The sequence below is a fragment of the Streptomyces sp. NPDC020845 genome, from assembly GCF_044334165.1.
Classification (GTDB): Bacteria; Actinomycetota; Actinomycetes; order Streptomycetales; family Streptomycetaceae; genus Streptomyces.
Genome location: NZ_JBIRSJ010000002.1, coordinates 449934 through 463000 on the forward strand (window position 1 = coordinate 449934; position 13067 = coordinate 463000).

Consider the following 13067-nt stretch of genomic DNA (forward strand, 5'->3'; position numbering starts at 1 on the left):
TCCTCCCCATATGCTCACGACATGGGAGATGTCCGTCCGAAGCCGACCGCGGAGGCCACCCGGCGCGGCCGCCCCTGGCCGCGCCGCTCCGCCGCCTTCGCCGTCTGGTATCTGCGCGCCGTCACCGCGCTGAACTTCCTCGGCGCGGTGTGGGTCTCCTTCGGCAACGACATCCGGCGCCACAACGTCGACCAGTACTTCACCCCGTACCTCCTCACCGCGGGCTTCTTCTCCGGCGCCTTCTCGATGTTCCTGGCGACCACCATGCGCCGCCGCAAGCGCGCCGCCTGGATCCTCAACCTCGTCCTCGGCGGGCTGACCGTCCCGCTGCTGGCCCTCGCCCTGACCCAGGCGCCGGTCGCCCGCCACCCGCAGAACTGGATCTCGCTGGGCCTGACCGCCGTCTTCGTCATCGCCCTGCTCATCGGCCGCCGCGAGTTCTACGCCAAGGGGGACCGCTCGAACCCCAAGCTCGCCGCCGTCGTCGCGGTGAGCGGGCTGCTGATCGGCTCGCTGCTGGCGACCGCGCTGGTCACCCTCACCAACACCGCGCCCGACGACTACCGCTCCTCGTTCCTGGACCGCTGGCACTACGGCACGCTGCGGCTGATCTCGCTCGCGGCCCTGGAAGGCCGCTTCGAGGGGATCCAGACCCCGGGCTGGGCGAATGTGGCCATCAACATCATGAGCACGGCGCTGCTCCTGCTCGTGCTGTACGTGGCCTTCCGTTCCCGCCGCGTCGTCGACCCGATCTCCGCGGACGACGAGCGCCGGCTGCGCGCGCTGCTGGAGCGGCACGGCGACCGCGACTCGCTCGGCTACTTCGCGCTGCGCCACGACAAGAGCGTCATCTGGTCGCCGACCGGCAAGTCCGCCGTGACGTACCGGGTGGTCAGCGGCGTCTCCCTCGCCTCGGGCGACCCCATCGGCGACCTGGAGGCATGGCCCGGCGCGATCGACCGATGGCTGACCGAGGCCCGCGAACACGGCTGGACCCCGGCCGTGATCGGCGCGAGCGAGGAGGGCGGCACGGTGTACGCGCGGCACGGCCTGGACGCCCTCGAACTCGGGGACGAGGCGATCGTCGACACCGGGGAGTTCACGCTGGAGGGGCGCGCGATGCGCACCGTGCGCCAGGCCTACAACCGCGTCAAGCGCGCCGGCTACACGGTCCGCATCCGCCACCACGGGGACATCCCCGAGGAGGAGATGGCCGAACTGCTGCGGCTCGCCGACGACTGGCGGGACGGCGAGACCGAACGCGGCTTCTCCATGGCGCTGGGCCGGCTCGGCGACCCCGCTGACGGCCGCTGTGTGCTGCTGGACTGCGCCGACCGTGACGGCAGGCCGCGCGCGATGCTCAGCTTCGCGCCCTGGGGCTCGCACGGGCTCTCCCTGGACCTGATGCGGCGCGACCGGGACTCGGACAACGGGCTGATGGAGTTCATGGTGCTGGAGCTGATCCAGCGGGCGAAGGAGGTCGGCGCCGACCAGATCTCGCTGAACTTCGCGGTGTTCCGGTCCGTCTTCGAGCGCGGGTCCAGGCTGGGCGCCGGCCCCGTACTGCGGTTGTGGCGCTCGCTGCTCAGCTTCTTCTCCCGCTGGTGGCAGATCGAATCGCTCTACCGCGCCAACGCCAAGTACCGGCCGATCTGGGAGCCCCGCTATCTGCTCTTCGAGAAGAGCACCGACCTGCCGCGGATCGGTATCGCGGCGGCGCGGGCCGAGGGGTTCCTGGAGGCGCCGGGGCTGCCCAAGTGGCTGAACCGCAAGCGCTTGGAGACGACGGCGGCACGTCGCGCGTCGCCGCGTTGACGGGATGGATGAGCTACGGGGGCCGACGGCCGTCAGGAGCCCGGCTCGGAGAACCCGCCGATCCAGTCCTGCAACCGCCGCCGCACCCCGCTCCAGCGCGCGTCATGCCGCTCCGCCCGGTGCTGCGCCCGCCGACGCACCCGCGGCCTGCGGCGATAGAAGCGCCGCGCCCAGAGCGACCCCGGCCGCGCCAGCCGGACCGCGCCGACGAGCGCCAGGACCGGCACCAGCACACCGAGCACCGCGATCCGCGGCTTGCCCTTGGCCAGCGCGAACAGGGCGAACAGGAAGTTGACGCTGACGTTCACGATCACCGCGCCGCGGTCGTGGCGCTCGGCGGCTGACACTTCGTTCACCCCGAACGGCAGGAAGCCGCTCAGCACCAGGCCGACCAGTGCCGCGGTGATCACGACGACCTCGACGCTCTGCCGCCCCTGCTCGGTCCAGTACACGTCGTGGAGGTGCAGGATCAGCGCGAACTCGTCGAGCACCAGCCCCGCGCCCACCCCGAACACCACCGCCGCCAGGTACCCCCAGACCTCGGTCTGCGCACTGGCGATCGCGCCGAAGCCGCCGATGACGGTGAGCACGACGCCGGGGACGACATGGTGAATATGCAGCCCACCGGGGGCGATGTTGCGGAACGGCCCCTTGCCGGCCCTGATGAGCCGGGTGATGGTGCGGGTGATCACGAACGAGAGGATGAACGAGGTCAGGGCGAGGAGCAGCGGCAGCTTGCCGGGCTCCACGATGTTCCGATACCACCAATGCCCCATGGCCTTTCAGGGTGCGCGATAGCCTGCGACCCGATGGACACCACGCCGGAGCAGTCCCCCGCACGCCCGCCCGGGCCCCCGGGACCCTCGGAGCCCCCGAGACCCACGGCCCCGCCACGGCCCGCCGCGCCTCCGGAGCCCACGGACACGCCTGAGGCTGCGACCGAGCCGACCGAGCCGCCCGAGCCGGACCAACGGAGCGAGCCAACCGAGTCGGACGAGCCCACCGAGCCACCCCGCCCCGCACCCCCGTCGAACCCTCCGCCCCCGTCCCACCCCCCGCGCGCCTCCTGGGAGGACGGGGTCCGCTTCGCCTTCGGCACGCTCACGGCCCTCCCCGTACGTGTGACGCGCTGGGACCGCGAGGCGGCGCGCGCCGGGATGTTGTGCGCCCCGCTGGCCGGGCTCACGGTCGGGCTCTGCGCGGCTTCGGTGGGCGCGGCGCTGCTGCTCCTGGGCGGCGGCGCGCTGCTGGCCGCGGTGGGCACGGTCGCGGTGCCCGCCGTACTGACCCGCGGGCTGCATCTGGACGGGCTCGCCGACACCGCCGACGGCCTCGGCAGCGGCAAGCCGGCGGACGACGCGCTGCGCATCATGAAGCAGTCGGACATCGGGCCGTTCGGGGTCATCACCCTGCTGTTCGTCCTGCTCGCGCAGGTGGCCGCGCTGGCCGAGCTGTACGGGGCGGGCTGGCCGCAGGGCGCGGTGGCGGCGGCCACGGCCGGGGTGGCGGCGCGGTGCGCGCTGACGCTCGCGGCGCGCGACGGGGTTCCCGCGGCGCGGCCGGAAGGGCTGGGCGCGGCGGTCGCGGGGTCGGTGCCCACCGGGCCCGCGCTGGGCGCGGCGGCGGTGTCCGTCGTCGTATGCGCGGTGGGCGGCGCGGCCTTCGGCGCGTACGGGGCGGTGCACCACGCACTCGCCGTCCTCGCCGCGCTGGGCGCCGCGGAACTCCTCCTGCGCCACTGCCGCCGTCGCTTCGGCGGCATCACCGGCGACGTCTTCGGCGCCCTCGCCGAAACGGCCACCACGACGGCCCTGATCGCCACCGCCCTCGGCTGACGGCCCGACCCGACGCCGCCGGACACCGCCCCCGCCCAGGCATCCACCACCACCGCCACCGCGCCAATCGCCCACCCCGCGCCGCCGCACACCTCCACGCGCCACCACCCCCGTCCACGGACTGGACGGCGCGGCTCCCCTCCGGCGGCGCGGGCAGAAGCGGGCGGCCCTCGCCGCGCGCATCCCCACCACACCCCCACCGCCGCACCGCCGCACCACACGCGAAGGCCCCGCAGGCGGCCACCGGGTGTGCTGCCGGCGAGGGTGTCCGTAACTCGTCCGTCCTCGCGAGCCCGCGCGCCGGTGGCGTCGGGAGAGTTACCCTCGCGATGGCCCGCGACAGCCCGCCGCTCGGGCACCTGGTGACCCGCGCATACGATGCCGAGGGCGCGGCTGGCCCGTCCCTGTCTCGACGGGGACACCCCACGTCGGCCGAGGAACTATCCGGAAGAGGGACCCCATCACCGTGACTTCTCTGACTCTCAGCACCTCCTCCGCCGCGACGCTGCGCGCGGACGCCGTCGTCGTCGGCGTGGCGAAGGGGGCCAAGGGCCCCGTCGTCGCCCCCGGCGCCGAGGCCGTGGACCAGGCCTTCGGCGGGAAGCTGGCCTCCGTCCTGGAGACCCTCGGGGCGACCGGCGCGGATGGCGAGGTGACCAAGCTGCCCGCCGCGTCCGGCCTCAAGGCCCCGGTCGTGCTGGCGGTCGGACTCGGCGACGCCCCGGCCAAGGGCGACGGTTACGACGCCGAGGCGCTGCGCCGCGCGGCCGGTGCGGCCGCTCGCGCGCTGTCCGGTTCGAAGAAGGGCGCGTTCGCGCTGCCGGTGGCGGACGCGGCGGACGCCGCCGCCGTCGCCGAGGGCGCGCTGCTCGGCGCGTACTCGTACAAGGCGAACCAGAAGGCCAACCAGAACGGCGGCAAGAACGCCAACCCCAAGAGCGGCGACAAGAAGAACGGCGCCCCGCTCGCCGAGGTCGCCGTGATCGGCGGCAAGCCGCGCGACAAGGAGTTCAAGGCGGCGGCCGAGCGCGCCATCGCCCTGACCGCCGAGATCAACCGTGCCCGCGACCTGATCAACACCCCCTCGAACCTGCTCAACCCCGCGATCTTCGCCGCCACCGTGCTGGAGGCGGCGAAGGAGCACGGGCTCAAGACCGAGGTGCTGGACGAGAAGGCGCTGAAGAAGGGCGGGTACGGCGGCATCATGGGCGTCGGCCAGGGGTCGGACGCCCCGCCGCGCCTGGTCCGGGTCGCCTACTCGCACCCGGAGGCGGAGAAGACCCTGGCCCTGGTGGGCAAGGGCATCACCTACGACTCGGGCGGCATCTCCCTGAAGCCGGCCGGCCACAACGAGACCATGAAGTGCGACATGAGCGGCGCGGCCGCCGTGTTCGCCACGGTGGTGGCCGTCGCGAAGCTGGGCCTGCGGGTCAATGTGACCGGCTGGCTGGCGCTCGCCGAGAACATGCCGTCGGGCTCGGCCACCCGCCCCGGCGATGTGCTGACGATGTACAGCGGCAAGACCGTCGAGGTGCTGAACACCGACGCCGAGGGCCGGCTGGTGCTGGCCGACGCGCTGACCCGCGCCTGTGAGGAGAAGCCGGACGCCGTCGTGGACGTGGCGACGCTGACCGGTGCGATGGTGTTCGCGCTGGGCCACCGTACGTTCGGGATCATGGCGAACGACGAGGCGTTCCGTACCTCGCTGCACGAGATCGCGGAGGAGGCCGGCGAGCAGGCCTGGCCGATGCCGCTCCCCGCGGACCTGCGCAAGAGCATCGACTCGCCGGTGGCCGACCTGGCGAACATGGGTGAGCGGATGGGCGGCGGCCTGGTGGCCGGGATCTTCCTGAAGGAGTTCGTCGAGGACGGCACCGTCTGGGCCCACCTGGACATCGCGGGTCCGGCCTTCAACGAGTCCGGTCCGTTCGGCTACACCCCCAAGGGCGGCACGGGCTCCGCGATCCGCACCCTGGTGCGGCTGGCCGAGCGCACCGCGGACGGCGACCTGGGCTGAGCCGCCACCGGCCGGGTCCTGACGACGTCGTCAGCCGGGACCCGGCCGCTCCGCACGGCGGCCTCCCGGCCACCCCGCCCCGGCCGCTCCGCGCGGGCCCGCGGATTTCGCCGTAAACGAAATCCGTCCCCTTCTACGCACGCAGTACGCGCGAGTAACCCCTGAACAGGGGTTTGGAGATATCTCACACAGCGGCCCCGCGTCCCGCCTCCCGTCAACAAGTGCGAAGATGTTGTCTCGGCAGGACAGGGCCCCCGACACCAGGGCCGAAAGCAACACGCGGCCGAACAACAGCCGCCCGGCCAACGAGGGCCGGCCCCGGCGCACCATGCATGGAGGACGTGACGTGGCGAACGACGCCAGCACCGTTTTCGACCTAGTGATCCTCGGAGGCGGTAGCGGCGGTTACGCCGCTGCCCTGCGCGCGGCGCAGCTGGGTCTGGACGTCGCCCTGATCGAGAAGGACAAGGTGGGCGGCACCTGCCTGCACCGCGGCTGCATCCCCACCAAGGCTCTGCTGCACGCCGGTGAGATCGCCGACCAGGCCCGTGAAGGGGCCGAGTTCGGTGTGAAGACCACCTTCGAGGGCATCGACATCGAGGGCGTGCACAAGTACAAGGACGGCGTGGTCTCGGGCCTGTACAAGGGTCTGCAGGGCCTGATCGCCTCCCGGAAGGTCACCTATGTGACCGGTGAGGGCCGACTGTCCTCGCCGACCTCGGTCGATGTCGACGGCCAGCGCTACACCGGCCGCCACATCCTGCTCGCCACGGGCTCGGTGCCCAAGTCCCTGCCGGGTCTGGAGATCGACGGCGAGCGCGTCATCACCTCCGACCACGCGCTGGTCCTGGACCGGGTTCCGAAGTCCGCGATCGTGCTGGGCGGCGGCGTCATCGGCGTCGAGTTCGCCTCCGCGTGGAAGTCCTTCGGGACCGACGTCACCATCGTCGAGGCGCTTCCCCACCTCGTCCCGGTCGAGGACGAGAACAGCTCCAAGCTGCTGGAGCGCGCCTTCCGCAAGCGCGGTATCAAGTTCTCTCTCGGCGCGCGCTTCTCGGGCGTCGAGCACACCGCCGACGGTGTGAAGGTCTCGCTGGAGAACGGCAAGACCTTCGAGGCCGAGCTGCTGCTCGTCGCCGTCGGCCGCGGCCCGGTCTCGCAGGGCCTGGGCTACGAGGAGGCCGGGGTCGCGATGGACCGCGGCTATGTCCTCGTCGATGAGTACATGCAGACCAACGTGCCCACCATCTCGGCCGTCGGCGACCTGGTGCCCACGCTTCAGCTCGCGCACGTCGGGTTCGCCGAGGGCATCCTGGTGGCGGAGCGGCTGGCCGGTCTCAAGACCGTGCCGATCGACTACGACGGTGTGCCGCGGGTCACCTACTGCCACCCCGAGGTCGCCTCGGTCGGCATCTCGGAGGCCAAGGCCAAGGAGCTGTACGGCGCGGACAAGGTCGTGGCCCTCAAGTACAGCCTCGCGGGCAACGGCAAGAGCAAGATCCTGAAGACCTCGGGTGAGATCAAGCTGGTCCAGGTGCGGGACGGCGCCGTCGTCGGCGTCCACATGGTCGGTGACCGCCTGGGCGAGCAGGTCGGCGAGGCTCAGCTGATCTACAACTGGGAGGCGCTGCCGGCCGAGGTCGCGCAGCTCATCCACGCCCACCCGACGCAGAACGAGGCGCTCGGCGAGGCCCACCTGGCTCTGGCCGGCAAGCCGCTGCACGCCCACGACTAATCCCGAGCGCGAACAATCCGTACAGATCGTTAGGAGCAACCGAAACCATGGCGGTTTCCGTAACCCTGCCGGCGCTCGGCGAGAGCGTGACCGAGGGCACCGTCACCCGTTGGCTGAAGGCCGAGGGTGAGCGGGTCGAGGCCGACGAGCCTCTGCTCGAGGTCTCCACCGACAAGGTCGACACCGAGATCCCGGCCCCCGCGGCCGGTGTGCTCACCTCCATCAAGGTGGCCGAGGACGAGACGGTGGAGGTCGGCGCCGAGCTGGCCGTCATCGACGACGGCGGCGCGGCCCCGGCCGCCGCCCCCGCCCCCGCGGCCGAGCCCGCCCCCGTGGCGCAGCCCGAGCCCGTCCCGGCCCCCGTCGCCGAGGCCCCGGCCCCGGCGCCCGCTCCGGCCGCCGCCCCCGCGGGCGCGGCCGAGGGCACCGACGTCGTGCTGCCCGCCCTGGGCGAGTCGGTGACCGAGGGCACGGTCACCCGCTGGCTCAAGGAGGTCGGCGACTCGGTCGAGGCCGATGAGCCACTGCTCGAGGTCTCCACCGACAAGGTCGACACCGAGATCCCGGCTCCGACCTCGGGCACCCTGCTCGAGATCCTGGTCGCCGAGGACGAGACCGCTGAGGTCGGCGCCAAGCTGGCCGTGATCGGTGCCGCTGGTGCCGCTCCGGCCGCCGCGCCCGCCCCCGCGGCTCCCGCCCCGGCCCCGGCCGCTCCGGCGCCTGCCCCGGCTCCGGCTCCGGTCGCCCCGGCCCCGCAGGCCGCCGCTCCGGCGCCCGCTCCGGCTCCGGTGGCGCCCGCTCCGGTCGCCCCGGCCCCCGTCGCTCCGGCCCCGGTCACCCCGGCTCCGGCCGCTGCGGCTCCGGCTGCCGCTGAGGGCGAGGGTGCGTACGTGACCCCGCTGGTGCGCAAGCTCGCCGCGGAGAACGGCGTGGACCTGGCCACCGTCAAGGGCACCGGCGTCGGCGGCCGTATCCGCAAGCAGGACGTCATCGCCGCCGCGGAGGCCGCCAAGGCCGCCGCCGCCGCGCAGGCCCAGGCCGCCCCGGCCGCCCCGGCCGCGGCGCCGAAGGCCGCTGCCGCGGCCCCGTCGCCGCTGCGTGGCCAGACCATCAAGATGCCGCGGATGCGCAAGGTCATCGGCGACAACATGATGAAGGCCCTGCACTCGCAGGCGCAGCTGACCAGCGTGGTCGAGGTGGACATCACCAAGCTCATGCGGCTGCGGGCCCAGGCGAAGGAGTCGTTCGCGCAGCGTGAGGGCGTCAAGCTCTCGCCGATGCCGTTCTTCGTCAAGGCCGCCGTCCAGGCGCTGAAGAGCCACCCGGCCATCAACGCCCGGATCAACGACGACGAGGGCACCATCACCTACTTCGACGTCGAGAACGTCGGCATCGCCGTCGACGCGGAGAAGGGCTTGATGACCCCGGTCATCAAGAACGCGGGTGACCTCAGCCTCGCCGGTATCGCCAAGAAGACGGCGGAGCTGGCGGGCAAGGTCCGGTCCAACAAGATCACCCCGGACGAGGTGTCCGGCGCGACCTTCACCATCAGCAACACCGGCTCGCGCGGCGCGCTGTTCGACACGATCATCGTGCCGCCGAACCAGGTCGCCATCCTGGGCATCGGCGCGACCGTCCGCCGCCCGGTGGTCATCAACCACCCGGACCTCGGCGAGACGATCGCGGTGCGCGACATGACGTACGTCGCGCTCTCCTACGACCACCGCCTGGTGGACGGCGCCGACGCCGCCCGCTACCTGACGGCGGTCAAGGAGATCCTGGAGGCCGGCGAGTTCGAGGTCGAGCTCGGCCTCTGAGCCCTCGCGAGTCGGCATACGTCGACACGCGTCGGCAACATCGGCGACATCGGCACAGCTGACGGCGGCGCCCCCGCCCGGAGAGATCCGGACGGGGGCGCCGCCGTCTGCCTGCCCGCCGTATTGTCATGTCAGTACCGTTCGGAGGAGTGCCATGGTCCATCCCGTCGTCCACTCGCTGCGCGAGCAGATCCGCGAGCACATCGTGGAGGGCATCGTCAGCGGGCGCTGGAAGCCGGGCGAGCGGATCGTGGAGCGCCGGATCGCCACCGAGCTGGAGGTCAGCCAGACGCCCGTCCGCGAGGCCCTGCGCGAGCTGGAGACGCTGCGGCTGATCGAGTCCGCGCCCAACAAGGGCGTACGCGTCCGCAATCTGACCGCCGCCGACCTGGAGGAGATCTATCCGGTGCGGGCCGGTCTGGAGCAGATCGCCGCAGAGCTCGCCGCGCCCCGGCTGGCCGAGGACACCTCGGCCCTGGAACCCGAGGTGGCGGCGCTGTACGAGGCGGACCGAAGATCCGACGGGGAGGCCCAGGTGCGGCACACCGTGGCCTTCCACCGCGAGCTGGTCCGGGCCTCCGGCAACAGTGTGCTGCTGCACACCTGGGAATCGCTCGGCATCGAGATCTGGACCACCCTGTCCATCCGCTGGCTCGGCACCCGCCAGGAGTCGTACGCGGAGGAGCACCAGGCCGTCGTGGACGCGTTCCGGCGCCGGGACCCGCGGGTGGCGGAGCTGGTCAAGGAACACGTCCTGGGCTGCGCGCCCCGCGCCTGACACCCATCTGGCGCTGCACCCCGTGCCTACTTTCACGGCACGGAATGCCAATTTCGCCTTTCGGAGAAGTTTTTGGCCTCAAGTACTTTGATCGATCATCGATCAGAATTTACAGTCGAGACATGACCGACCTCGTCAACGGAGGGATGGCCGCAGCCAACCGGAAGCAGCCCATCCAGCAGCCCGTTCCGCAGCAGCCCAGCGAGCTCGACCAGCTCCCGGACCGCGACCCCGAGGAGACCGCCGAATGGGGCGCGTCCCTGGATGCCGTCACCCGGGCCGCCGGCCCGCACCGCGCCTCGTACCTGATGCGGCGCACGCTGGAGCGCGCCGAGACCGCCGGTCTTGGGCTGCCCCCGCTGCTCGAGACGGACTACGTCAACACCATCCCCACCGCCGCCGAGCCCTCCTTCCCCGGCGACGAGGACATGGAGCGGCGGATCACCGCCTGGAACCGGTGGAACGCGGCCGCGATGGTCACCCGCGGCAGCCGTGACGGCCTCGGCGGTCACATCGCCACCTTCGCCTCCGCCGCCTGGCTCTACGAGACGGGCTTCCAGCACTTCTTCCGCGGCAAGGAGACCGACGGGTCGGGCGACCAGCTCTACATCCAGGGCCACGCCTCCCCCGGCATCTACGCCCGCGCCTTCCTCGACGGCCGGCTGACCGAGGCCCACCTGGACAACTTCCGCCGTGAGGCGGGCGGCTCGGGTCTGCCCTCCTACCCGCATCCGCGGCGGCTGCCCTGGCTGTGGGAGTTCCCCACCGTCTCCATGGGCCTTGGTCCGATCTCCGCGATCTACCAGGCCCGGTTCAACCGCTACCTCGCGAACCGCGGCATCAAGGACACCGCCGGCTCCCACGTATGGGCCTTCCTCGGCGACGGCGAGATGGACGAGCCCGAGTCGACCGCGGCGCTCGCCCTGGCCGGCCGCGAGGGCCTGGACAACCTCACCTTCGTCATCAACTGCAACCTGCAGCGGCTCGACGGCCCGGTGCGCGCCAACTTCAAGATCGTGCAGGAGCTGGAGGCGCAGTTCCGCGCCGCCGGCTGGAATGTCGTCAAGGCTCTGTGGGGCTCCGCCTGGGACGAGCTGCTGGCCCTCGACACCTCGGGCGCGCTGCTGCGCCGGCTGCGCGAGGTCCCCGACGCCCAGTTCCAGACGTACGCGACCCGCGACGCCGCGTACATCCGCGACCACTTCTTCGGCGCCGACCCCGAGCTCGCCCGGCTCGGCCAGGGCCTGACCGACGCCAGGCTCGCCGAGTGCTTCCACACCTCCCGGGCCGGCCACGAGCCCCGCAAGGTGTACGCGGCGTACCGCGCGGCCATGGAGCACAAGGGCGCCCCGACCGTCGTCCTCGCCCAGACCGTCAAGGGCTACACGCTCGGCCCCGGCTTCGAGTCGCGCAACGCGAACCACCAGATGAAGAAGTTGACCGGCAAGGAGTTCCGCGCCATGCGCGACCTCCTGGAGCTGCCCATCCCGGACAGCGCGCTGGACGACAAGCTGGTCCCGTACGCCCACCCCGGCGCCGACTCCCCCGAGGTGCGCTACCTCCAGGAGCGCCGCGCCGCCCTCGGCGGCCCCGCCCCGGCCCGCAAGGTCCACCCGGTCGCCCTGCCCGAGCCGTCGGCCAAACCCTTCGAGGCCCTGGCCAAGGGCTCCGGCACCCAGGAGATCGCCACCACCATGGCGTTCGTCCGCCTGGTCAAGGACCTGATGCGGGACAAGGAGACCGGCCGCCGCTGGGTGCCGATCGTCCCCGACGAGGCGCGCACCTTCGGCATGGAGTCGCTCTTCCCGACCGCCGGGATCTACTCCCCGCTCGGCCAGACCTATGACCCGGTCGACCGCGACCAGTTGCTCTACTACAAGGAAGCGGCCAACGGCCAGATCCTCAACGAGGGCATCACCGAAGCCGGTTCGATGGCCGACTTCACCGCCGCCGCGACGTCGTACGCGACACACGGCGAGCCGATGATCCCCTTCTACATCTTCTACTCGATGTTCGGCTGGCAGCGCACCGCCGACCAGATGTGGGCGCTGGGCGACCAGCTCGGCCGCGGCTTCCTGATCGGCGCCACGGCCGGCCGCACCACGATGACCGGCGAGGGTCTGCAGCACGCCGACGGCCACTCCCACCTCATCGCCTCCACCAACCCGGCGGCGATCGCGTACGACCCGGCCTTCGCGTACGAGGTCGGCGCGATCGTGCGGGACGGTCTGCGGAGGATGTACGGCCCGGACGCCGAGGACGTCTTCTACTACCTGACCGTCTACAACGAGACCAAGGTCCAGCCGCCCATGCCCACCGGCGAGGGCGTCGAGGAGGGCATCCTCAAGGGCCTGTACCGCTACAAGTCGGCCGAGCTGACGGACGAGAGCGCCCCGCGCATCCAGCTCCTCGCCTCCGGCACCGCCATCCACTGGGCCCTGGAGGCCCAGAAACTCCTCGCCGACGACTGGGGCGTGGCCGCCGACGTGTGGTCCGCCACCTCCTGGAGCGAGCTGCGCCGTGACGCCCTGTCCTGTGACGCGGCGCAGCTCAACGGTGAAGACCGGGTCCCGTACGTCACCCGTGCCCTGGCAGGCGCACCGGGCCCGGTCCTCGCCGTCAGCGACTGGATGCGCACCGTCCCCGACCAGATCAGCCAGTGGGTCGAACAGGACTGGTACTCCCTCGGCACAGACGGCTTCGGCCTCTCCGACACCCGCGAGGCCGCCCGCCGCCACTTCGGCGTCGACGCCCCGGCCATCGTGACCACCGCCCTGAACCGCCTCGCCCGCCGCGGCGAGGTCAAGCCCACGGCGGCGAAGGAAGCGGCCGAGCGCTACGGCATCTGAGGGGCCTCGTCCCCTCCCCCACCCCGGCCACTGCCGGCAGCCCCTCCAGCCCACCCCTGCGAGGCGCCACCGGCAGTGGCCGCGGCGCGTCCCGGCCCGTTCCCGCCGGAACGGGGCGCAGCGTCGCCGCGGTCCCGGCCGCGCGGAACAGGCCCGGGGCTCCGCCCCGGCAAGCCCCCGCCCCGCAGCCCGGCGGGGCCGGGGGGGCACACCCCGTTCGA

The 13067-nt window shown here is 72.4% G+C and carries 7 protein-coding genes and 1 pseudogene; 7 read left to right on the top strand and 1 reads right to left on the bottom strand.

Annotated elements, in window-relative coordinates:
- The first annotated feature begins 21 nt into the window (after positions 1 to 21).
- The gene (locus tag ACH4U7_RS05950; protein WP_398526771.1) at positions 22 to 1815 is read left to right on the top strand and encodes a phosphatidylglycerol lysyltransferase domain-containing protein; all 1794 of its coding nucleotides are present in this window, start codon (positions 22 to 24) and stop codon (positions 1813 to 1815) included.
- A gap of 32 nt (positions 1816 to 1847) precedes the next feature.
- On the opposite strand, the gene ACH4U7_RS05955 is transcribed toward ACH4U7_RS05950, so the two are convergent.
- Entirely contained in the window at positions 1848 to 2591 is a 744-nt protein-coding gene (locus ACH4U7_RS05955; protein WP_398526772.1) for a hypothetical protein, read from the bottom strand.
- A 300-nt stretch (positions 2592 to 2891) separates the two neighbouring features.
- On the opposite strand from ACH4U7_RS05955, the pseudogene ACH4U7_RS05960 reads away from it, so the two are divergent.
- The 6 genes and pseudogenes from ACH4U7_RS05960 to aceE all read left to right on the top strand — a co-directional run.
- A pseudogene (locus tag ACH4U7_RS05960) lies at positions 2892 to 3650 on the top strand (adenosylcobinamide-GDP ribazoletransferase); the annotation flags it as partial.
- A gap of 466 nt (positions 3651 to 4116) precedes the next feature.
- Positions 4117 to 5667: a leucyl aminopeptidase gene (locus tag ACH4U7_RS05965; RefSeq protein WP_398526773.1), complete on the top strand. Its 1551-nt coding sequence runs from the start codon at positions 4117 to 4119 to the stop codon at positions 5665 to 5667.
- Between the two features lie 346 nt (positions 5668 to 6013).
- Entirely contained in the window at positions 6014 to 7402 is a 1389-nt protein-coding gene (gene lpdA / locus ACH4U7_RS05970) for a dihydrolipoyl dehydrogenase (protein WP_398526774.1), read from the top strand.
- A 47-nt stretch (positions 7403 to 7449) separates the two neighbouring features.
- Positions 7450 to 9219 (top strand): 2-oxoglutarate dehydrogenase, E2 component, dihydrolipoamide succinyltransferase, encoded by a 1770-nt coding sequence (sucB, locus tag ACH4U7_RS05975; protein ID WP_398526775.1) that lies wholly within the window; start codon positions 7450 to 7452, stop codon positions 9217 to 9219.
- Between the two features lie 154 nt (positions 9220 to 9373).
- Positions 9374 to 9997 (top strand): GntR family transcriptional regulator, encoded by a 624-nt coding sequence (locus ACH4U7_RS05980; RefSeq protein WP_089506224.1) that lies wholly within the window; start codon positions 9374 to 9376, stop codon positions 9995 to 9997.
- A 146-nt stretch (positions 9998 to 10143) separates the two neighbouring features.
- Positions 10144 to 12846, top strand: coding sequence for a pyruvate dehydrogenase (acetyl-transferring), homodimeric type (gene aceE / locus ACH4U7_RS05985; RefSeq protein WP_398527006.1), 2703 nt, complete (start codon positions 10144 to 10146; stop codon positions 12844 to 12846).
- The last annotated feature ends 221 nt before the right edge of the window (positions 12847 to 13067 follow it).